The organism is Psychrobacter sp. CX5, assembly GCF_057621535.2.
The window spans coordinates 472148-494614 of the sequence record NZ_CM177735.1 but is presented as its reverse complement, the minus strand read 5'-3'; the positions used below and the strand labels follow the sequence as shown (position 1 = coordinate 494614).

Below are 22467 nucleotides of genomic sequence, written 5' to 3'. Positions count from 1 at the left end.
AAAGTTGACGGAGTGTTCAAAACGTTTTAATCAAGCCCCTTGCATAACGAGGCATTTATCCATAGAGGTTTAGCCATAGATATCTAGTCAGGTAGGTTTAACCACTGCGGCGTTAATGGTACTGATGGCAGCAAGGCTTGCAAGTGCTCAGGATAATAGGCATTGACAAAGTACAGTCCATCAGGAGAAGCAGTTGGAGGTGCAATCGTGCGATCTTTGGCCTGTAAGATACGAAGATAGTCATCCGGTTGCAGTTCACCTTTACCGATAGCAAACAAGGTTCCCATGAGATTCCTAACCATATGATGCAAAAAACCATCAGCCTGAATATCAAACACAATAAATTGACCGTATTCAAATAAATTAGCATGGTGAATGTTGCGTACAGGCTGTTTAGATTGACAAGCTGCTGCTCTGAAACTGCTAAAGTCATGTTGCCCAACAATATGGCGAGCGGCTTGTTGCATTAAGTCCAATGCCAATGGCTCATGGATATGAGTGACCAAATGATTGAGCATGGCAGGGCGCTGTGGCTGATTTAAAGTAATATAGCGATAGCGCCGGGCAATCGCCCCGAAGCGGGCATGAAACTCGTCAGGCATTGGCTCTATCCAGCGAACCGCAATGTCATCTGGCAAAATGCTATTGGCACCCCGAAGCCAATTATAGACCCCACGCTTTGCCGCCGTTTTGAAGTGAGCCACCATATTTCCGCCATGAACACCGGCGTCCGTCCGTCCAGCCGCCACCACCTCAACGGGCTCGTTGGCTATTTTACTCAGCGCTTCTTCCACGACCTGCTGCACACATAGCACTTCTTGCTGACGTTGCCAACCGCGGTAATTTGCCCCATTAAACTCAATACCCAGTGCAAAAGTTTGTAAAGACTGTTTAGCCATCTGATTAGGCGCCGTTGCCGAGGTCGGCATAGCGTCAGTGTCTAGGATAGAATCATTATCTGTGAGTTTTTCATCCGCTTTGATATCAGGCACCGTTTTTCTCTTTAGATAAGGGTAGTTTTTGTTAAATGGTCTTTAGATAAGGATAGTTTTGTTAAATAGTTTTCAGTTAAGGACAGTCTTTACTCATACTATTTACTGACACTATAACTCCAGCGTTGGCGTCGCCGTGCAGGACTATCATAGGCTAAGCATAACCACAGTAGACGGGCGTAAACCGCAGAAATGGTCAGTCTACCAGCGGACAGCACATGGTGTTCATATTGCCAGCTACCAGCCGCATAGGCATCGCTGACACCGCCAAACGGGCATTGAGTGGTACAGACAATAAGATGCCCATGCTGATAAAGCTGATCTAGTGTTGTCGCTAAGTGCTCATTGTAAGGAATATTACCCGCCCCAAAGCCGATGAGTATGATGCCTGTTGGGGGTAGCGTTAATAAGCTAGATAATTGAGTCGCCAGCCAATCACCCTCGTTCGGCACACAATAGACAGTCGCAACGATCGCTGCTTGAGCATTAGCGACAATGCTTTCTACCTTGGCCTGTGCGTCTTCAATCCATACCTTACGGCGGGCAGGATGCAGCAGTTTGTCATAACTATTTGCAGGATATCCTGCTCGGTGATGACCGGTAAAAGCCATTAAATCATGGCTGTGAATTTTTTGCACGGTTTGCGCCGGCCAAGACTCTCCTGCGAAAGCAATAGAGACACCAGGGTCGCCATGTGCCGCCAGACCAAGGGCATCTGATAAATTCTGCCAAGCATCACTATGCGCATCTAGCCTATAATCGTGAATATCATTGGGGTCAAACAAAGGTTTCATACTGGCCGTCAGTACCAGACACAGATCAGAGCCTGCAAATGCCTCAGCCAAAAATGAACCCAGATAGCTAAGCGTATCGGTCCCAGTAATTAATAGGAACTGCCTATTACCATCGGCATAAGACTCTACAATCAGTTTAAAAAAATGTGCTAGATCTGACGGGGTGAGCTGGCTGCTGTCTTTGACGCACGAGTTAGGAAGTACCGCTACATTAGGCGAAATATTTTGATGAATGTTATCGATAAGTAGGGGTAAAAAGGTTTGCGGTGGTAAAGCTGCTAAAGGTTTGCCATAGCTCCCAAAAGTCCCCCCCGCATAAATGAGTTGCACTTTGCGAGGGGAAGCTTGATCAGAGTTATTAAGTGAGTTTCTAAGAGGTTTGGCTGTGCTAGGTGTTTGCGATGAAGTCATGATAAGTAATTTACAACGTATTATTGCGGACTATGAAAGGGCAGGAAGTCTAAAACCGATCCCTACCTTAACCCTTTCTGGAGCGCATAGTTTAATACAAGCGACTTAATATGTCTTTAGCAATCGACTTTTGTTTATCACTACCATCACCTTCGATAACTTCTTGCACCAAGCGTTTGGCACTGTCGTATTCACCCACTTCTAAATATTGATGAGCTAAGTCCAAAGTCAGCTGAGTGCTGTCTAATTCTTTAACGAAATCAAACGCCTGCATATCATCAGTCAAGGTGGCGTCTTCTTCCATATCCGCGACGACAGGTGCAATCGAGCTGTCTGACTCTGCGCTATCGGCAACTTTTTCTTGTTCTTGTTCCGGTTCACCCCGATCTTCTGAAACGGGGCTGACATCGCTTGCATCTGCAAGATGACTATCCTCAGGCTTAAGTTGCTCAGATATGTCATCTAACTGGCTATTATCAGTATCATTATCTATATCGTCTTTAATATCATTACCTTTTGACTGGCTTAGCTCCTGATCTTTATTAATGGTGTCTTCTTCAACCGTTTTAGCTTTATTAGCCTCTTCATTAGCTAGGTCTTCATTAACAGTATCTTGCATACTGATGTCTTCATTAGCTATGTCTTCTTTAACAGTATCTTGCTTAACTGTTTGCTGACTAAAATCTTCATTGGCAGTATGTTCGGCAGGTTGTTCATCAGTAGCTTTATCTTCTTGATCCGCCTTTGTAATAGCATCATCTTGTGTGCTAGGTTTCGCAGGGACGGATTCCTCTTTGACTGCCTCTAATGTCACACCATTGGACGTATCAGATCTATTGTCTTCGACTATGACTTTAGTTTTTGGTCCACTGGTTTTAAAATCCGTTTCTGTCACTTTAAGGGTTTTGGTTTGAGACGTGGGGTCGGTCTCTGGATTTACTACCGTATCAGCAGTATTAGCCACTTTGTTAGTATCAGTAGTATCAGGCGATTTAGCAGGTAAAACAGGGGTAGAGTCTAAGTTGTCTACCGCTGCTAACGTTTTATACAAAGGGTCTTCAGAGTGACTAGCGGAGGTATTGCTTGTTTCAAGACTATTAGGGTCTTTTATGGTGACGGCACTCTCTGGATCTGCTATTGCAGGTTCAGAAGACTGAGCAGAAGAGGGATGTGATGCGTCCGAGTCTTCCTTGTTGTCCGGGCTGTTAAGGGTGTTTAAATGTTCAGTTTTATCTTTCAGATCATTATTTTTTAGATCATTGTCTTTAAGATCATTGTCTTTAAGATCATTCTCGGGATGCTGAACTTTTTGTTGTAGCGTGACTTCTTTTTCTGGGTCTTCTTTTTCAGGGTCTTCTTGCTTAGAGTCTTCTTTAATAAGCTCTTCTTTCTGAAGGTCTTCTTTTTTAGACTCTACTATGTTTGGTTCTAGTATTTGAGTGTCTTCTTCTTGAGCGTCTTTTTCATGAGTTTTTTCTTTCTCAGCTTGTTCTTCGGTTTCTAGGTTCTTAGCGTCTTCTTTATCTTGTAAAATATCAGCAAGTTCACTCTCACTGATTAGAGGTTGTTCGGCTATTGAGTGCTCAGAGCGAGGCGTAACAGGCTGGCTAGATATCTCTTTCACTTCAGGTGAATCAGAAGCGTCAGTAGTCGGGGCTTCAATTGAAGCCTTGTTATCTAATTCTTTGTTAGCTATGTCTTTATCGACTAAGTCTTTTTTAGGTACCGTTTTAGATAACTCTTTTTCATATAAGTCGTTTTTAGCCAACTCTTTTTTAGATAAATCGTTGGGAACGTCAACGGAATCAGTAGCTGAGACTGACACAGGGGCGTCGTTTGCAAACTGTGCATCCACTATCTCATCGTCATCAAATTCGCTACTATAATGAGTGTCTCGCTCATATTTAGCCTGTGATTCTGCGAGGTTTGACTCTTCAGGCACAGCAAGCTCATCGAGTGCATCTTGCTTATTTAGTCCGTCTGGCGCATCAGGATTAGCCTCTTGCTCAAGACCTTTGCGCTTAACTTGCGACGAGTCACCTCGAAATGCAATATAAAACAACGCAATTAATAGTAGGATAAATATAACGACAATAATAATTCTTAAGCTCATAAACGTATCCTCGCCTGACACCTTGGCTCTTGGCAATGAGTAGATAGACGATGTTATAGAAGTAAAAAAGAAGATAAAAAGTAATGCAACTTGTGACAGGTCACTCTGCTTTTATATCAAAGTAAACTAACGATTACTAGTAAATTTTCAAATAAGCAGCGTTTAGCTTTGATACACAGTGTTATTGTTTTGAGTTATCGGTCTTTTAAGCAAGTACAAATCAAACTCTGTCTCAAAATCCAATAGCCCCCCGATAAGGCGCTGTGAGTGTTATAATTGCTCGCATGTACGACCTAATATAATTGAAATACTCTTTAATTCATAGCGCTTTTACGCTGTGATGTTAAGCAATGCTTTCAATATATGCGTTTGACCCCATTTTATAGTCTAAACCCATTATCTTAAGTCTCTACTTACACAATTTTTGAGTCAATGTTATGCAATTTACCTTACACAAAACCGCAGTGGGCGAATCACGCGCACGTCGCGGCACGGTTAGCTTAGCCCATGGTGAGATCCGAACGCCTGCCTTTATGCCAGTGGGCACTTATGGCACAGTCAAAGGCATGTTACCGCGTGATATCGAGGCCATTGGCGCTGATATCATCTTAGGCAACACCTTTCATTTATGGCTGCGTCCGGGCACTGAGGTTATCGACAAATTTGGCGGTCTACATCAATTTATGAACTGGGATAAACCAATCCTCACTGACTCAGGAGGTTTTCAGGTCTTTAGTCTTGGCGCCATGCGAAAAATCAGCGAAGAAGGGGTTGCTTTCAAATCACCCATTGATGGCGCAAAGGTATTCTTATCGCCCGAAAAGTCTATGCAAATTCAATACTCCTTAAACTCCGATATCGTGATGCAATTTGATGAATGTACCCCCTATCCAGCGACGTATTCTGAAGCACAAAAATCACTGGAGTTATCCTTACGTTGGGGGCAACGCTGCGTCGATGAGCACAGCAAACTCGGCAATAGCAACGCCTTATTTGGTATCGTGCAAGGCAGCATGTATAAGGACTTACGCCAACAGTCGATGCAAGGCTTGCTTGATATTGGCTTTAATGGCTATGCCATAGGTGGTCTATCCGTCGGAGAGCCTAAAGAGGAGATGATCAGCGTCCTCAACTATATGCCAGAGCTGATGCCTGCGGACAAACCCCGTTATTTGATGGGTGTCGGCAAGCCAGAAGACATTTTAGAAGCGGTGCGCCGTGGTGTCGATATGTTTGACTGTGTAATGCCAACTCGCAACGCGCGAAATGGTCATTACTTCGTCACTGGCAACCTTGATAACCAAGGCATCGTGCGTATTCGTAACAGTCAATACCGTGAAGATGTCGGACCTCTAGATCCAGAATGTGATTGCTATTGCTGTAAAAACTTCAGTCGTGCCTATTTATATCACCTCAATAAATGCAAAGAAATGCTCGGCGCGCAGCTCGCTACCATTCATAACTTACGCTACTATCAGCGCTTAATGCAGGGTATTCGTGATGCGATTGATAACGATACCTTTGATGAATTTGTGGCTGATTTTTATCACAAACGCGGTCAAGAAGTGCCCCCTTTAGCGCTTGAGTAATCGTGTAGAGTTAGCCTGATTGTTTTCGAATAAGTCTATAACAGTGGTTTAGTTGTTGGAGCCAATCCCGCTTTCGCTATTATCTTGGTTTACACTGTGGCGTGCGCTACTGGCAAGTGCCGTTCCTGCTGCCACGATACCGCCACTTACCAAGCGCACGCACCACAGTGTTTCACCAAGGATATCCGCTACAATCGGGGCTAAAAAACCTTGTTAAGGCAATGCTCATTACTTTAAAAATATTTAAATGACCGTCTTTCAAATATATGGATGATTTTTATAATACTCTTATTAATCTATCTTGATGGTGCTATCTAAATAACGGGCATCTTTTAATTGACCAGTAAATAGACTTAATTTACCATCTTTGAAGGTATATAAAACATCCATCGAACTGTCAGAAATAATATAACCTTTGTCCCAAGGATTCTTTATCACATCGCCATAGGACGTAAATATATTTTCACCTTTTTTGTTTTGTGGTCTGCATAAGGACGTGTTTGTATAGTAAGTAAATGAGCTACACTGAATTTGATAGATTACTTTGGTCTTATTATTTGGTTTTAACTCAAGTATCCTTCCAGAGTCACTGTCAACCACTATAGCCTGTTGACCATCGAATGCAATGCCTTCGAGATTGTAAAATTGCTGATGAGCAGAAAGGTTACTATTATGCCAATGCGAGACTATCGTTGCAGATTTATTTTTAGGGTTGAAATCAATTTGATAAACATCCTGTTCACCAAGTAAGTACAACATCCCCTCATTTTCTCGAATTGTTGTAATTCGGTCTGCTTCAGCCAAGCGCTCCAACCCTGTTACCTTCGTAATAGTACCTTCTCTATCAATAAATCTGAGTACGTTTTCGAACATACCATCTATAAGAATCCAGCCTTTAACGTCTATAGGCGTAATACTTAACGGGATATCGAAGTCTGCTTGAGATAATTTTACTGACTGGGGTATTTCTATCTGATCTCCGAATGCGTAATTCATTATTCTCAAATCTTGTTCCGCAACCGTCAAACGCTTTCCAGCAAACAAATAAGGCGTGTAATCAGGAGTGACTTGAAGGAGTATTTGATTAGAACCGTCGGCAAGAAGCATATTGCCCGTTTTATATTCCCTTAAATCATTTTTTGGATATACATTCAATTCAACTTTGGTGGTTGTTACTGTGCCATTTTTATCGACTAAGCGCATGCCATATCCATTATTATCGAAAAGTAATAAATGTGCATTATCGGGCGATAGTAACAAGTCTCTAGGGGTATCTAAAACGGCTGTTTTATTATCACCATCGATAGTGTTATCAAAAAAAGCAGTCACAGAAGAGTAACCTTCCTCAAGCGCATCGTTTTGTTTTATTACGGCAAAAGTTGTGGTAGACAGTACCGTTAGTACTAACAGAGTAATGAAACGTTGTAGCATGTTTATTCCTCATTAATTTAAGGTTGTTGTTGCCGAGGGACGAGGCGCGCGCCACTGTATAGAGAAACAGGACGTATGAAGTTGCATATTTGGTAGGGTGGCAAGATTCCAGATGTTGCGGCCAGTTTTTGTTTGTTAGGTCTGTGTATTTAGTTTTGTTTTTAGCTTTGTTTTAAGGTTATGACGGTTTACTGCTTCAATTTTAACTGCTTTCTTGTAGAAACTTCACAATGTTGTTTTATTAACGTTTCGAACTACCATTTAATCACTGTATCCAATCTTGTACCCGATATTTAAATATTTACCTTGTATTTTAAGGGTTGCAAATTTAGACGTAGCTTTAGCTCTATTAAATTGATTATAAAGATTATTTTTGAATAGACAGCTTTAAACTTATATGATAAATTCAGTTTAGTAATTATTTAGATACATTATTTACATATAGGTTACATTTATCGTCAATAAACTTAAACTATTAAATAGTAGTTTTGAAGTCAGTGTCAGTTGCTAAATCGTCTTAATGAGATCGGCATGACTTCAATTGACCACCGCCACAGTTGTATAAGGAAATATGATGACTACGTTTTTTAAACTAAAAAATGCACTTTTATTGTCAGCAGTGATGACGTTAGCAGGCTGTACAACCGTTGCAGATATGGCAGGATATGATACAGCCACGCTAAACAGAAGCGCTGCTAAAAGCTACAGTCAGGTCGTCGCTCAGGCCAGTAATGAAGGGGTTGTTGATAATACTTCACCCACAGCAGTTCGCGTAAAAAAGGTTTTTAATCGCCTAAAACCCTATGCGGAGCGTGCTAATACGACAGGAGTTCCGTTCACTTGGGAGATGACCGTCATCCGCTCACCTGAGTTAAACGCCTGGGCAATGCCAGGTGGAAAAATGGTGGTGTATACCGGTATCGTAGAGAAGTTAAATCTGACGGATGCTGAGATTGCGGCTATTGTAGGGCATGAAATGACCCATGCCTTAGAGGAACACAGTAAAAAAGATGCAGGACAGAAAATCTTAACGAGTTTGGCGGTTCAATTAGGCGGGGCGGCTATCCAACAAAAAACAGGTCTAGATCAACAGTCAGTGGGCTTACTGAGTGACTTAGGTATTGATAAGCCTTTTTCTCGTAGTCAAGAGTCAGAAGCGGATGCCGGTGGTATACGCCTCATGGCACAAGCGGGTTATAACCCAGAAGCAGGCGTGTCTGTGTGGAAGAAAATGGAAGCAGTCAATGGGCGTAGTAATGCCGTGGTGACGTTAATGTCCACCCATCCAAATTCTCAACAGCGTATTGCAAAAATACAAGCACAACTGCCCGAAGTGATGCCCATTTATCAAGCTGCTTCAAAAGCACCTAATGGAAATTAATCTTCAATATCGTAGATAAAATAGTAGTGAGTGACTATAGAAAAAAACAAGGGTCTGTTGATTTATCAATAGACCCTTGTTTTATTTATCATACTTTTTATTGAGTGCGCTTAAGATAGCGTAAGTTTCTAAGTCCAATACTCCATCCGTTTTTTGCAGTCGAAAGTGTAGCTGAAAGGCATAAATAACATCGCGGCTTGGCTTATCCCATTCGTCAGTCGTGTTGATTGCATATCCGTAGTATCGTAGATACAAGGGTGCGTCCCATGTACCCTTTAGAACAGTCTACATTTATTGGTGCGCGGGGCGCACCCTACTGACCGGATCTAAAGTATATTGTCTTAATACTATTAATAGTCTATAATTCATTCATGGACCGGGAGTTCCCAGTCGGTAAAAGGTGCTAACTTAGGTTAGTGCCTTTTATTTTGGAGAACTGTTTAAGGGAAGACCTTAAGTCCATACCCTACATATGCCTTACCTGTATTTTCTCTACCATATTTACAATATAACTTATGCTTGATGACATCAAAAGCCCTGTTATTCTGTTGTGGATTTAAAACATGGTTACCAATAGGGCGAGCTATTAAATCTGCAAATTGTAATCCAGTAGAGTTCACTTTTTTTGAAGCCATTACTAATTCAAAAGGGTAGCACTTATTATGGTGGTTATTACCCTGACAGTAGTCAAAGAAAGCTTGCCTAACCTCATTATCTTCCTTTAAACCGCGTTGTTCAAAAACGATGTGCGTCTTTTTATCCAGTTGACTCTTCTCTCCTAAGAAATTGTACAACCGCTCTAAACCGAACTTAATACCTAAATGATAGGGGTTATGTGGGGTTTCATATCGCTTCGATAACTTAGGTTTATCAATAACACAGGATATGACAATAAAGTTAGTTTGATTTATCAAGGCGGTTAAATCATTCAATAATGACTGCTGCTGCTGACGAGTGATTTTATTAAATTGACCTGTATTTTTTAGAATCTCTCTTTCATGCAATATAATCATATCGTGACCAAAATGCTTGAATTTTAAGTTTTGAACCTCTTTGACAACTGTATTTGTATAGTGTCTTTTATGAAAAATACAGAAGGCTAAAATAAATATTGGGTACTTAGGATTGTAACCTGTCAATCTTGGGTCGCCACTTTCGTCCACGTAAACAATATAGTCACTAAAATCCATTAATCTCTCAAAACTATCTATAAAGGTTTATTATAGTATATTTCTATATTATTAAGTTAAAGAGATTAAATAATGAAAAGCAGATTCATAAGAAAGGAATATTACTCTTAATTGAAAATTATCAAAGCGTCAAAACTCAAATAAAACCTGCCTTAAAAGAACTATTACTGTCAGATATAGAACGTACCGATGGAATAGTACTACCTAACAGAGACAGGCAAAAACCATACGTCGGGACATTTCACAACTTGGCTAAATCTAAATGGTTATTTTTCGAACGGAACAACGATTGCTCTACAGTTGTATAGTGATTCATTTAAAGTGGTGGTGGTTGCCGAGGGACGAGGCGCGCGTCACTGTTTAGAAAAACAAGACGTATGACACTGCATATTTGGTAGGGTGGCAAGATTCCAGATGTTGCGGCCAGTTTTTAGGTTTTTAGCACCTTATCTTTAAGTTTTTGGCCTTTAAGTTTTTTGAAATCTCACGTCCTATTTATTTCCTTTTTTATTTAGCATTTACATGAAGTTATGCCTATTTAGCAAGCTGCTTCAAAGGCTAATAAAGCTTATTAATGAATGAATAGCGATCAAATATCTCTAGATATGACGAACCATACGATCACCCATAAATCTATTCACAAGATTGAGTTTAATGCTCTTTGATATACTTTTTATTGAGTGCCCTTAATATAGCGTAAGTTTCTAAGTCCATTTCTCCATCTATTTTTTGCGGTCGAAAGTGTAGCTGAAAGGCATAAATAACATCGCGGCTCGGCTTATCCCATTCGTCAGTCGTGTTGATTGCATATCCGTAGTCTCTAAATAACTGTTTTATCTGTGGAATAGTTAGGGTGGCAAAAGAACCATCGCTCATAAACTGCTGTTTATCAATTTCGTCATACCAAGCACCGATACCATATTCTTTATATAAGCGCTCCCAAGGAAATTTGGCACCCGGGTCAATCTTGCGTGACGGTGCCATATCTGAGTGACCGATGATGTGGGTCGGCTCTATCTCATATTTATCGCTTAAGTCTTTAATCAATTGAGCCAATTTTTGCACTTGAGTATCGGTAAACGCGACAAAATGCTCAGGCGGATGGTAGCCGTTGTTGTCAGTATTTGTGGCCCGTCGAAATTCTTTTTTGATGCCTTCATTGACAATTTCTATACCGATAGAGGTATCGTTCAACACGCGTCTCCCTGCAAAGGCACCCTTGCCAGCATGCCAAGCACGCTCATGATCGGGGACTAGCTGATAAATGGTATTGTTTTCAGTCAAAGGAATTAAATAATGGGCGCTGACATTTGCAGTGGTGAGCAAGCGAATGGATTCCGCTTCATTCTCAGCAGTGTAATGCAGGACGATAGATGAGATGCGTTGGTTTTTGCCTTGCGCCTGATAAGTTTGGCTATCGATAGCATAGTGCGGTGTGGTGATAGCGGCACAGCTTGTTAACACTAAGCTGAGGCTAAGCCCCGCTAACGCTAATAGAGGTACGGACGGCTTTGGTATTGATTGATATTTTTGGGTCATGTGAAATACTAATTTTACAAGTGAGTGAGGTGAAATAAGGATAGTGAAAGGGTGTATTTTAAGGGTAGAAGGCTGACTAAAATGAGGTAATAAATAAACGACTAGCATTAAATACATAACGGTAATAATAATGCCTTAATGTTACGCAAATGCGTAAATATAATGGATAAACAGTATTTTAAGACCTATTGCATAATAGAGTGTCGACATCCTGAAATTTAAATTGTATGATTAGGCTGTTCGTTGCTACACAAGCTTTGAACCCTGATAAGATCAGGTTGAGTGTTTGGTAAGTCTTAGGACACGTCAAATATTTTAGCCAAGCTTATCAAATCATATTTAGCGATATGGTCACGTTGAATACCTTAAATGGATTTACTTATTTTTTCGATTGGAGTCGATTATGAAACGTTTTACTACTTTACTTGCAACTGCTACCTTAACAGGTTTACTATCTACTGCCGCTATGGCAGCCTCTTTAAACAATACCCAGTGGCAATCAATTGATGACAAAACGGGTGAGAAAAAAGCCGTTATCAAGATGACTGAAAAAAATGGGGTCGTCACGGGTACCATCATTAAAGTGAATGACGCGTCTAAAGCGAAAGAAGTCTGCTCAAAATGCTCAGGGTCCTTAAAAAACAAACCAATCGTCGGCCTGCCAATTCTTACGGGTCTGAAAGCAGACGGTAATAACAAATGGTCAGGTGGTAACTTGGTAGATCCAGAAACTGGTAAAGTGTATGGCGGCAAAGTAACATTGGCATCGAATGGTCAAAGTTTGAAGCTAACTGGTAATATTAAATATACCCCATTAAAGCGTAGCCAAACTTGGACCCGTATTAAATAATGAATGTTTTGATTACTATGATTTAATTATGGTAAATTGATTACCCTAATTACGATAAAAGGTTAGAGAGCTTAAGTTCTCTAACCTTTTTTTGCGCGTTATGTTTAAGATTGGTCTTATGAAGCAATGATAAAACAAGTTAGGTTTTTAAATAACCTGAATTCGGGATAAGATTTTTTGTCAGCCATTGTTTTTATTTGGGTTAAAAAATCCATCCCCAACCCTTCTTTTGGAAAAGGAAGGGAGCTAACCTTTCCAAAGTGAAAAAGGGATGAAGATCATTTGTCTTAAAGGTAAGAAGCATTCCTTTGCAACAGAGCGGTGCCTATTACCTTAAATTTGATGAGTTGATTATCCCGAATTCAGGTTGAAAAGCTAAATCAGTTGAATAGTCTGAGTGCTTAACGGACTAACGAGTTAACAGATTAGGATAAGGCATCAAGGGTATCAGAAGGTTTTAAATTGCCATCTTCGTCAAAGCGATCGTCTGCATCGCGAATAGGCACAACAGTCAGCTTGGCATCACTCTCAAAGATAACAGCGGCAACCTGATCAAAATCATGAATACCTTCACTACGCATGGCGCATTCAATTTCTTGACGGGTCAGGCGCTCTTTGCGCATGGCATCAGGTAAAAATTGGCCTTGATAAAATACCACGCGAGGCTCTGCAATAATAACGTTTGCAAATTCAGCCGAAATAGAAGAGTATTTTGTCACGATATATTGTAAGAACAGTAGTGTCGCAATAGAGGCCATCCCTTCAATGACAGGCACGTTTTTTAATACAATGGTACTGGCGCCGATAGACCCGATCATAACGGTCACTACCCAATCAAAATTATTGAGCTGCGAGGTTGAGCGCTTACCAGAGACTTTGTGAAAGGCGACAATGCACACATAGACAAACACCGCTGTGATGACAATGCGGCTTAAGGTCTCCCAACTGTCAAAAAAAATCATATCCATTAACACATGCCTTTTAAAATAAATGAATATTTATTGCTGAGCTGTCCAGTCTAACATGGTATCAAGCACGTAGCGGGCTTCATACGTATTTAAAGGCTGAGCATTGTCTGAGTTATTGATAATGCCTACCACCACATAGTCTTGACCAGAGTTGCCATGTACATACCCTGCCATCGACGTGACATTATCAAGTGTCCCTGTTTTAATCCAAGCACGACCTATCGCTGCTGAGTTTGGCAAACGATCGGCATGCTGGGCGATTGTACCATCTATACCTGCGACACCCAATGAGTTCACGTAGGTCTGAAAGTCTGGATGTTGATACGCAAACTGGAGTAATTCAGCCAGATTGTCCGCAGTAACGCTACAGTCTCGGCACAGTCCTGAGCCGTTCGTCATAACAGGCGGCTGGGTTTGTAAGTTTTTTTGCCACCAGTGGTTGAGAGTCGCTAAGGCTTTGGTATAGTCTGAATGTGTCTCTTTAATGGGTTTGATGGCGGTGGTATTGTCATAACTACCAGCTTCAAGTGTCTTGACATCAATATATAAGGGTAGCGTTAAGGTCACTTGTTCAGTCATAACGTTATTTGAATAATGGTTAATGTCGTAAATCTGCTGTGATAACGGCAGTGAGGGGTAGCTTATGAACGGTATCGGCGATGACGGTAAACTTGAAAGTGAGTAAACGGTCGGGGTAGTGTCTTGCTCGGTACTCATGTCTAAATAGCTTCCAAACTCAGTCTTTAGGGGGTATTCAGTATTAATAACCCCACCAGATAAGGTGTGGCCTAAGTTTAAAAACTTAACATTACCCGTAATAGAATTGTCTAAATTTAGCCATTTATTCTTCACCACGCCCTTAGCGAATTGCTTGGCATCAGGATAAGCAATATAAAAAGAGTGTGTACCACAAGAGCGTGGTAATTGTTTTCTAAGGCTGAGGCCTTCGTTTTGCCATACAGGCGCTAAAGTGGAACGAATACTTGAACATCTTCCTAAGTTTGTAAGACCAACACTGTTTGGTAGCTGGTAATCAGCAAGCAATGGCTTATAGATAAGCTGAGCCGTATCATTTTGACCAGCATTCAGTAAGGGTATGGCGGTCATCTCTATACTACTAAAGTTGATCAGTAGGCCATCAGGACTGGCATTGTAGGGTCGAAGGGGGTCGTTATCAAACGCAGCAGGATCTTTACTAACGCCTTGAAATACAGAGCTATCCAATATAATGTCGCCTTCTATATGACGAATACCAGCCTTACTAACCTCATACAGTAGTTTGTTTAAACGTTGATGGGTCAGTTTAGGATCGCCACTGCCTCTAATAATCAAGTCGCCATACAAGGTATTACCAGAGATATAGCCTGTATGATATATCTTGGTAAACCATACAAAATCAGGTCCTAGCAAATCCAATGCGATAAAGGTGGGAATCAATTTCATGGTGCTGGCAGGGGTGCGCGGCACATCAGCAAGATGCCGAAAAGGAAAGTCGGCGGCAGCAACACCGCTTAAAGTATTCGTTGACTCGTTAATGTCTAATGAATTTTCTGCTAGGACGGGCTGCGTATCGGTTGATGTTGAGCCTGATGTTTTCGAGCCTGTTGTCTCAGTATCTTGATTAGATATAGATTTGCCAGAAACTGAGGAAGGCGTTGGTTTTACGAGTATTTTAGGCACTTGGCTTGGCGGCTGCTCAGGTGGAATGGCATCTGGATCAGTGATGACATTCTGTTTTTCCTTAGCTACCGCTGGATTGACGATAGCAGACAAGCGGCTAGTAGGGGGACGGTCAATGGTTTGTCCCTTATTAGCTTGATTCGGATTAGCTTGATTAGCGTTGTTGTTCTGGTTGGGCTTGTTTAGATTAGGCTGTGTGCTAACAGGCAGTATCACCAAACTGATATCATCTTGACTAATATGAGCTCGATTCAGGGCATGCTCGATGGGTTCAGGCAGTTGCGAATGAGCCTGTGAGAGAGCACTAAGACTAATACCCAATCCAATAGCGATACGAGTGGTGAGTTGAGATACTTTTTGTAGACGTTTTTTATTAATAGTAAAGGTGTCTTTTGCAATATTGGGGTCAAAAGAATTTAAAAGAGGCGACATCATAGGATTAGCAGTATGGTGATTGAGTTAAAAGGTTGAGGGACCAAATAGAAGCGTTAGATAGACATATTGTAGGATAATACTAAAATTTTACAATCTTTAGATGCAGTTGTTTGATTATTTTAGATGTAAAAACGCCATGGCGGTCATGAGTGCATCATTATAGGCATCGTGGGTGCCAAGATTTGGTATCCTTAACTGATGGCAGATATTGGTAAGATGTTGCGATTGATGGGACACGCCTTGGGTACGATTGCCACTATAGCGGTTGTAAAGATGACGAATATCAATGACATGATTGGGAAGGGGGACGCCCATATAGGTTTTTGCTAAAAGATTTAAAAACTGCATATCCAACTGCGGACAGAACCCGACAATGGGACGATTGCCTATGTAAGGCAATAGAGTATTGAGCATTTGCTCATAGCTTAATCCATTTTCAACATCTATAGGCCGTAATCCATGAATGATAATCGTATCCTTTTTTGGCATCACAGGAGGACGGCAGATGAGATGTTGCGCACTACCAGTATTGATAACGTTACCATTAATATGGACTGCGGCAACAGATAGGATATGGTTTTTCTTCGCATTAAGCCCAGTCATTTCACAATCTATAGCTACCCACTGATTTGGGGGTGGACTTTCAAACATACCCTTGTGCTCAGGGCGGGTTAAGCGTTGAAGATACCAAGCTGACTTTAGCTGATGCACAAGGTTCATAATGTTGGCTCTATAAATAATGACAAGAGATAGTTTGGGTCAGATGGTCAAAATATTACGCCCTACCTTAACACCCAAGCTTATCCTAACCGATCAGGCAACTTCAAGCTGATAACGGTGGCGCAGCTCATTTTTAAAGCTTTTAACCACATTTAAGCACTCCTTAAGTATATCCCGTTCTAGTGCCGATAACGTGGTCGGATCCACTTGTCGAGCTTGCTTATCTTCTGTGGCTAGAGCGATATCGAGACGGCGCGCCATAAAGAATTCAAGTGCTTCATTAAGCGTCTCAGCCCGTTTCTTTGACAGTACATCGGCCCGCACTAAGTGCTCAAGTCGAGCCTTGGTACTTGTTACCTCTACAATATCATTTTCTAATGCCAAGGCACGAATACCATGGACCAAAGGAAATATCCCTGCTTTTTTAAGATCTATGTCTTGTGGCAATGGTTTGCCAATCAGAGGCATAAACTTCTTCCACCACTGATTGACATCGCCAAACTGCAAAGCGGCCTTTGCAAAGCTGCGAATAAACATGGGGTCCGTGCTACGGTGGGCGATCTGTAAATGGCTGCGAAGACTGTCAAGTAGCCGTTCATCTCCGCACACGTAGGCGGCATCGAGTAGTGACGCCAGCCAAATAGCATGCTCTGGTTGCTCTTGTTTAAACCAAGAAGTGACTTGAGCTTTAAAGCGATTTAACGATTGGCGCCACATAGGGTTGGTCATCATAATATTGCCATCGCAAAGCGGATAGCCCATTTCAGCGAGGGTTTGATTAAACGTATCGGCATAGGTGGCCAACTCAGGGTGACTAAAGCCATTTCTGATAATTAAGGCATTATCCTGATCAGTACGCATGATTTGCTCACCTCGACCTTCAGAGCCCATGACGATAATACAGGTATTTTCAAATACCATGTTTGGGACGATAATGCGCCAAAGTTTTGCAAATACTTGAGCATTTAGTGCCTGAACCATGCGGCTTATCACACTGATCTTTATGCCGTTTTTATGTTGCTCGCGGATATATCGCCCAATCTGCTCAACGGGCTCTTTAAGTCTCTCAATGGTATCAGCTTGTTCGATCTGTAGTGTAATTAAATGAGAGTGGTGACTGATAAAAGCCAGTAAATCCGTTTGACCAAGAACGCCAATAACCTGTTGATTGTCATCGATCACGGGCAACCGGTGGACACGGTGGCGAATCATAGTTAATAACGCTTCGCTGACATCTTGGTGATGGTCAATGGTATGCAGCTTAAATTTGGCATAATCACGGCATAGCGTCGTACTCATATCTACCTGATCACTGACAGCACGGCATATATCAGCGTCAGTTAAAATACCCATATTGCTTTGATGCGAGCGGGTAGGGTGACGCTCTATTGTCGGTAGACGCTTCACCAAAACATGCTTTAAGCCTGCCTGAGTCATGGTGGAGGCGGCATCAAATAAGGTTGCATTCTCAGAGACAGTATGAACCTGTAACATACGAATGGCGGATACGGGTTGCAGCATCAACTGCTGAGATTCTGCTTGCGGGTTGCTTAATGCGCCCTTTGAATGGGTGGCGCGTTCTTGCCATGGTGAATAAGTGTGTCCCCGCTTACTATAGGCATGCATTCGCTCAGCAAGTTCACCGCTCAGCAGGTTTTTGATGTCTGGATTTTTAACAATTAATTCATCGATAGCTTCAGGATTAATTTGCAGTAACAAGCTGTCTTCAATGGCTTGATAGTGGTAAGTCGGATTAACATCCTGATTTAAATTAGGCGCTGTATCGTCATTCGATACAGCATGATTGGCGTGATACAGATCATCAATTTGGGGAATGGCAATCCGTTGTGGTAGATAGCTAGCTTGAGAGCTTGATGAATCCAGAGGGGTTTTACGACCATCAAACCAGTCATTGCTATACATGGTAGAGTTAAAGTCGTCTGCCTTATTGCCTTTTAAACTTTGCTGAATACCGCCCTTTAATATCACATAAAAATAGTTAATATCTTCAGGACTTATGACCTCATCTTTAGGCAAATAGCGGATCTGGGTTTGTTTTTTTAGCATCTCTCGCTCATTGGCGCTTAAAACGTCAAAAGGAGGTTGCGTAAAGTCTAGCCTTGTCATAAACCGCTCCATGGTTATGTCATATTGTTTGGGTTAATATAGTTGTAGACAAACTATGGTCAGCGAACTACTAAATGGTTACGGCGCTAACCTCGTTAAGCCTACTCCCGTATTACTTGCTACTTGAACTCGGTTGCCTTGTAACCATTTTAGACTTCTTTGACTATATATTTACAAGCGATAGTTATGCAATTTAAGGCAAAAAAATCCATTTAAAGGTTGTGAATGCCGGTTCTTAAATAGTTCTATAACGCCGTTAATTTAACAAGTCTTTTATTCGTTCAATAGCTTCACGACTTTCCTCAACACTGGCGACTAATGCCAAGCGCACAAAGCCTTTACCAGGATTAAAAGCATTGACGTCTCTTGATAAATAGCGACCTGCCAACGCATTGATATTAAGCTTTTCGTACAAGGCTTTGACAAAAGCTTCATCATCGCGCTCGCCTTGTGCGTCACTAAACTGTTCTGGGGCTTGTACCCATAGATAAAACCCAGCATCAGGCCTGCGTAGCTGTAGGATATCTCCTAATTCACTCATCCACAGATCAAATTTTTGAGCATATAACTCACGATTGTGCGCCACATGATCTTCATCTTGCCAAGCTGCGATAGAGGCTAATTGGTGATGGATCGGCATGGCACAACCTTGATAGGTACGGTACTGCAAATAAGGGGCAAGCAGCTGTGCATCCCCAGCGATAAACCCTGAACGCAGTCCGGGTAGGTTTGAACGCTTTGACAGCGAATGAAAGACAACGCAGTTTTTATAGTCATCACGGCCCATATTGGCACAGGCTTCAAGCAATCCCATTGGCGGCTGATCGAAATACAATTCGCTATAGCATTCATCACTGGCAATAATAAAATCATGCTTATCAGATAGCTCAATTAACGCCTGCCAGTCAGATTCACTAAACACGGCGCCGGTCGGGTTATTGGGACTACACACAAAGACAAGTTGAGTACGCGCCCATACCGCCTCAGGAACAGATTGATAATCACCCTTAAAGTCATTATCCTGCGTACAAGGGACAAAGTAAGGCTCTGCGCCCGCTAGTAGTGCCGCCCCCTCATAAATTTGATAAAAAGGATTGGGCATGACAATTAACGGCTTATTATCTGATGCAGCTGCAGGTTCTATAGCCGCTTGTACAAAACTGAAGATAGCTTCTCGAGTCCCCATGACGGGGAGCACCTGAGTGTCCGCACTGATTTTATTTAGCGAAAAGCGGTTATGTAACCAGGTTGCAATCGCTTGGCGTAGCTCGGGTAGGCCATTCGTACTTGGATAGTTTTGCACCCTACTTAAGTTTCCTGCAAGCTCCTCAAGCACAAAAGCAGGCGGCTCATGCTTAGGCTCACCTATGCCAAGCTTAATAGTCTCATACTTGCTGGCAGGCACTGAGTCAGCCAAAAGTTTGGCCATCTTGGCAAAGGGATAGGGATGGAGAAGCTCTAATTTTGGATTCATAGTGTGCCTATTCAGTGTTTTATTTGTTGTTATGTTTTTTATTAAATATCAATGCCCTAACTCGGCGTGGTCAATATCTGTATCAACGCCTTTTGTAAACGCTCGAGCTTTTCATCGCTGAGCATGCCATCTCCGATATCACTGATATAGAACATATCTTCAGCGCGCTCACCTAAGGTGGTAATGCGAGCCGCATGAACCTCAATGTGTTCATTCAAAAACACTTGTCCAATGCGCGCAAGCAAACCCGGTTGATCCAGCGTGGTTAGGCTCATAACATGCTGTCTACTGGCTTCATTATAGTTAAAATCAATGGTCGTTGGTACATGAAAGTTCTTAAGCTGTCGGGGCAATCGTTTTTGTACCAATTTAGGCGCTTCAGGATTTTTGAAGGCATCGATTAAACGATGCGTCAATTCTTTACGAGATTCCGAGTCAGTGAGCAAAGTTCCATGACGGTCTAGTAGCACATAAGAGTCTAAGGCAAAATCACGAGTGGCAGTAATGATTCGTGCATCAAGGACATCAAGGTTCATTTGGTCAAACACTGCCATAGTGACAGCAAACAGATTGGCTTGGTTTTGGGTATAAATAAAGATTTGTACCGCATCAAGTGTCAACTCACGGTGTTCCCGTAGCACTACCAAAGGTTCACTACTCGCGTCAGAGGCTTTACCGATAGGTGGGTGGTTCAAGATGGCTTCGGTATGCCACATAATCGCTTCTGGAATCTCACGTAAGAAGTACTCGTCGCCAAGCTCATCCCATAACGCCAATACTTCATCACGGTTCATGTGTTGATTGTCCACTTTATCTAGCATCGCAATGGCCTGCTTACGCGTGGTCTCAATCATTTCTTGACGGTTGGTCGGGGCATCTAAGTCAGCTCTTAAAATACGACGCGTCTGAGTGTAGAGCTGTCGCATTAAGCTGGCACGCCAACTGTTCCATAGTTGCGGGTTGGTCGCATTCATGTCCGCCACTGTCAGCACATATAAATGGTTAAGATGAGTGACATTACCCACTAGATTTGCAAATCGAGTTACCACTTCAGGATCAGAGATATCCTGCTTTTGTGCGGTCATTGACATTAATAAATGATAACGCGTCAGCCAACCGATAAGCTTAGCGTCGGCTTCACTCATACCATGAGCTAGACAAAACTCAATCGCATCCTCTTCGCCAAGCAAGCTATGGTCTCCCCCTCGTCCTTTCGCAATATCATGGAAAATGGCCGCCAATACGATGATCTCTTTACGCTCAATACGCTGATAAATAGAGCTTACTAAGGCAAATTCATCTTGATACTTTGGATCGGTAAAGCGGTGCAACATACGTATTAATAATAGAATATGCTCATCGACCGTATAGCGATGGAATAAATCGTATTGCATGAGTCCTATAAGATTGACAAACTGCGGCATATAGTTAGCCAGTACCCCATAGCGTTTCATAATTCGCAAACGATGGAATAAGTAGTTTTGCTCTTTTAAATTATCCAAAAATAGCTTTTTATGCACAGGGTTGTCACGGTAAGGTTGATCGATACCCCGCGCCGCTATTTTTAGAGCACGTAGCGTACGAGTGCGAATCTGTTTGATACCATGCTGACCCATCAATAAAAACATCTCAAGAATCGCCTCAGGATGCTGAGCAAACACATGATGGTGAGCAATGGCGATTTGATCATCACCTATTTTATTAAAGCGGGCGTTGAGTACGGATTTATTCGGTTTTTCAGATTCAGGTAGTCTTGCTTCAATCACCGTTTCATAATAGTGAGAGGTCAACATTTCTGATAACGTCGAAATTTTCATGGCACAACGATAATAATCGCGCATAAATCTTTCTACAGCTGCATTGGGTTCATCGTCAGGCTCTTCGGTATAGCCCATCCGTTCTCCGATATCTCGCTGATAGTCGAACAGTAGCTTATTTTCATTTCGACCAGTTAAATGGTGCAAGTGATGACGGATTTGCCATAAGAACCCTTCAGAATATCTGAGCTCATCGTATTCTTTTTCTGTTAAAAAGTCTTGGGGCACCAGATCATATAGTTTGCTAATTCTAAAATAGCGTTTGGTAATCCAGCCAATGGTATGAATATCCCGTAGTCCACCGGGTGATATTTTTATGTCAGGCTCAAGGTTGTACTCAGTATCATTTTGATGAGTGTGACGCGCTCTTGATTCCGCAATTTTAGCGTCATAGAAGTCTTTTTGTGACCACACTTCTTTGACAATATTATTGGGTATTGTAGACAGTGCTTCATTACCAACCAATAACCGTGCTTCTAATATATTGGTAGCGACCGTGATATCCTCAGCCATTTTTAAGCAGTCAGCCACGCTGCGTACAGCAAGTCCAGGCTCGATGCCGACATCCCATAAGCTTGCGACAAAACTGTCCACCTTTTGCGCGTCACTATCATTAATAGCGTCTTGTGCGAGCAGTAAAATATCAACATCAGAATAAGGGGAGAGTTCGCCTCGTCCATAGCCACCGACAGCAAATAAAGCCAGACCTGTCTCATTCAATCCATGTAGATCAAAAAGCTCAGTCAATAAGCTGTCTATGGCAAAAGATCGAGCGCTAACCAACTGTCGTATATCCACCCCTCTATCAAGCGCTTTAGAGATATCGGCTTCTACTTCTTTCAGCCAGTCAGGAATGCCTAAATTGCGTGAAGGGTTGTTTTTTAAGTCTGGAAGGGGTGGTATTAAAGAGTCGGTGGGGTCATTAATAAACATATTTGGTTCCAAGATATGTAGGA

General features: G+C 42.0%; 16 protein-coding genes. 3 read left to right on the top strand and 13 right to left on the bottom strand.

Annotated features, from left to right (window positions below):
- Nucleotides 1–83: 83 nt before the first annotated feature.
- The 3 genes from truA to AC21OG_RS01830 all read right to left on the bottom strand — a co-directional run bounded on the left by truA (nt 84) and on the right by AC21OG_RS01830 (nt 4310).
- Nucleotides 84–899, bottom strand: a complete 816-nt coding sequence (gene truA / locus AC21OG_RS01840; protein WP_487377620.1) for a tRNA pseudouridine(38-40) synthase TruA — start codon at nt 897–899, stop codon at nt 84–86.
- Between the two features lie 191 nt (nt 900–1090).
- Entirely contained in the window at nt 1091–2197 is a 1107-nt protein-coding gene (locus AC21OG_RS01835) for an asparaginase (RefSeq protein ID WP_487377603.1), read from the bottom strand.
- A gap of 91 nt (nt 2198–2288) precedes the next feature.
- Entirely contained in the window at nt 2289–4310 is a 2022-nt protein-coding gene (locus tag AC21OG_RS01830) for a FimV/HubP family polar landmark protein (RefSeq protein WP_487377602.1), read from the bottom strand.
- A 437-nt stretch (nt 4311–4747) separates the two neighbouring features.
- Between AC21OG_RS01830 and tgt the strand changes: the two genes are divergently transcribed.
- Nucleotides 4748–5899 (top strand): tRNA guanosine(34) transglycosylase Tgt, encoded by a 1152-nt coding sequence (tgt, locus tag AC21OG_RS01825; protein ID WP_487377601.1) that lies wholly within the window; start codon nt 4748–4750, stop codon nt 5897–5899.
- Between the two features lie 291 nt (nt 5900–6190).
- On the opposite strand, the gene AC21OG_RS01820 is transcribed toward tgt, so the two are convergent.
- Nucleotides 6191–7330, bottom strand: coding sequence for a hypothetical protein (locus tag AC21OG_RS01820; RefSeq protein ID WP_487377600.1), 1140 nt, complete (start codon nt 7328–7330; stop codon nt 6191–6193).
- A 574-nt stretch (nt 7331–7904) separates the two neighbouring features.
- Here AC21OG_RS01820 and AC21OG_RS01815 point away from each other — a divergent pair.
- The gene (locus AC21OG_RS01815) at nt 7905–8711 is read left to right on the top strand and encodes a M48 family metallopeptidase (protein WP_487377599.1); all 807 of its coding nucleotides are present in this window, start codon (nt 7905–7907) and stop codon (nt 8709–8711) included.
- A gap of 81 nt (nt 8712–8792) precedes the next feature.
- Here the strand turns inward: AC21OG_RS01815 and AC21OG_RS01810 are convergent, their stop codons facing one another.
- The 3 genes from AC21OG_RS01810 to AC21OG_RS01800 form a co-directional block, all read right to left on the bottom strand.
- Nucleotides 8793–8966, bottom strand: coding sequence for a peptidoglycan-binding protein (locus AC21OG_RS01810; RefSeq protein ID WP_487377598.1), 174 nt, complete (start codon nt 8964–8966; stop codon nt 8793–8795).
- A 185-nt stretch (nt 8967–9151) separates the two neighbouring features.
- Complete coding sequence (locus AC21OG_RS01805) at nt 9152–9901, bottom strand: DUF3800 domain-containing protein (protein WP_487377597.1); 750 nt, start codon at nt 9899–9901, stop codon at nt 9152–9154.
- A 651-nt stretch (nt 9902–10552) separates the two neighbouring features.
- Nucleotides 10553–11440: an N-acetylmuramoyl-L-alanine amidase gene (locus AC21OG_RS01800; protein ID WP_487377596.1), complete on the bottom strand. Its 888-nt coding sequence runs from the start codon at nt 11438–11440 to the stop codon at nt 10553–10555.
- A gap of 403 nt (nt 11441–11843) precedes the next feature.
- Here AC21OG_RS01800 and AC21OG_RS01795 point away from each other — a divergent pair, with 403 nt between their 5' ends.
- Nucleotides 11844–12290 carry a DUF2147 domain-containing protein gene (locus AC21OG_RS01795; RefSeq protein WP_487377595.1) on the top strand — a complete coding sequence of 149 codons (447 nt, stop codon included), beginning with the start codon at nt 11844–11846 and terminating at the stop codon, nt 12288–12290.
- A 425-nt stretch (nt 12291–12715) separates the two neighbouring features.
- Here the strand turns inward: AC21OG_RS01795 and AC21OG_RS01790 are convergent, their stop codons facing one another.
- The 6 genes from AC21OG_RS01790 to glnD form a co-directional block, all read right to left on the bottom strand.
- Nucleotides 12716–13258, bottom strand: a complete 543-nt coding sequence (locus AC21OG_RS01790) for a DUF421 domain-containing protein (protein WP_487377594.1) — start codon at nt 13256–13258, stop codon at nt 12716–12718.
- Nucleotides 13259–13288: 30 nt separating this feature from the next.
- Nucleotides 13289–15373: a D-alanyl-D-alanine carboxypeptidase/D-alanyl-D-alanine-endopeptidase gene (locus AC21OG_RS01785; protein WP_487377593.1), complete on the bottom strand. Its 2085-nt coding sequence runs from the start codon at nt 15371–15373 to the stop codon at nt 13289–13291.
- 114 nt (nt 15374–15487) lie between these two features.
- Nucleotides 15488–16093 carry a 3'-5' exonuclease gene (locus AC21OG_RS01780; RefSeq protein ID WP_487377592.1) on the bottom strand — a complete coding sequence of 202 codons (606 nt, stop codon included), beginning with the start codon at nt 16091–16093 and terminating at the stop codon, nt 15488–15490.
- A gap of 93 nt (nt 16094–16186) precedes the next feature.
- Nucleotides 16187–18220, bottom strand: coding sequence for a DUF294 nucleotidyltransferase-like domain-containing protein (locus AC21OG_RS01775; protein ID WP_487377590.1), 2034 nt, complete (start codon nt 18218–18220; stop codon nt 16187–16189).
- Between the two features lie 256 nt (nt 18221–18476).
- Nucleotides 18477–19694, bottom strand: coding sequence for a succinyldiaminopimelate transaminase (gene dapC / locus AC21OG_RS01770; RefSeq protein WP_487377588.1), 1218 nt, complete (start codon nt 19692–19694; stop codon nt 18477–18479).
- A 56-nt stretch (nt 19695–19750) separates the two neighbouring features.
- The gene (gene glnD, locus AC21OG_RS01765; protein WP_487377587.1) at nt 19751–22444 is read right to left on the bottom strand and encodes a [protein-PII] uridylyltransferase; all 2694 of its coding nucleotides are present in this window, start codon (nt 22442–22444) and stop codon (nt 19751–19753) included.
- Nucleotides 22445–22467 lie beyond the last annotated feature (23 nt).

Excerpts from the sequence above, each read along its gene's own strand:
- AC21OG_RS01800 (WP_487377596.1), bottom strand. The coding sequence starts at position 11,440 with ATGACCCAAAAATATCAATCAATACCAAAGCCGTCCGTACCTCTATTA.
- AC21OG_RS01775 (WP_487377590.1), bottom strand. The coding sequence starts at position 18,220 with ATGACAAGGCTAGACTTTACGCAACCTCCTTTTGACGTTTTAAGCGCC.
- dapC (WP_487377588.1), bottom strand. The coding sequence starts at position 19,694 with ATGAATCCAAAATTAGAGCTTCTCCATCCCTATCCCTTTGCCAAGATG.
- AC21OG_RS01830 (WP_487377602.1), bottom strand. The coding sequence starts at position 4,310 with ATGAGCTTAAGAATTATTATTGTCGTTATATTTATCCTACTATTAATT.
- AC21OG_RS01805 (WP_487377597.1), bottom strand. The coding sequence starts at position 9,901 with ATGGATTTTAGTGACTATATTGTTTACGTGGACGAAAGTGGCGACCCA.
- truA (WP_487377620.1), bottom strand. The coding sequence starts at position 899 with ATGGCTAAACAGTCTTTACAAACTTTTGCACTGGGTATTGAGTTTAAT.
- AC21OG_RS01785 (WP_487377593.1), bottom strand. The coding sequence starts at position 15,373 with ATGATGTCGCCTCTTTTAAATTCTTTTGACCCCAATATTGCAAAAGAC.
- AC21OG_RS01795 (WP_487377595.1), top strand. The coding sequence starts at position 11,844 with ATGAAACGTTTTACTACTTTACTTGCAACTGCTACCTTAACAGGTTTA.
- AC21OG_RS01820 (WP_487377600.1), bottom strand. The coding sequence starts at position 7,330 with ATGCTACAACGTTTCATTACTCTGTTAGTACTAACGGTACTGTCTACC.
- AC21OG_RS01790 (WP_487377594.1), bottom strand. The coding sequence starts at position 13,258 with ATGGATATGATTTTTTTTGACAGTTGGGAGACCTTAAGCCGCATTGTC.
- AC21OG_RS01835 (WP_487377603.1), bottom strand. The coding sequence starts at position 2,197 with ATGACTTCATCGCAAACACCTAGCACAGCCAAACCTCTTAGAAACTCA.
- glnD (WP_487377587.1), bottom strand. The coding sequence starts at position 22,444 with ATGTTTATTAATGACCCCACCGACTCTTTAATACCACCCCTTCCAGAC.
- AC21OG_RS01780 (WP_487377592.1), bottom strand. The coding sequence starts at position 16,093 with ATGAACCTTGTGCATCAGCTAAAGTCAGCTTGGTATCTTCAACGCTTA.
- AC21OG_RS01815 (WP_487377599.1), top strand. The coding sequence starts at position 7,905 with ATGACTACGTTTTTTAAACTAAAAAATGCACTTTTATTGTCAGCAGTG.
- tgt (WP_487377601.1), top strand. The coding sequence starts at position 4,748 with ATGCAATTTACCTTACACAAAACCGCAGTGGGCGAATCACGCGCACGT.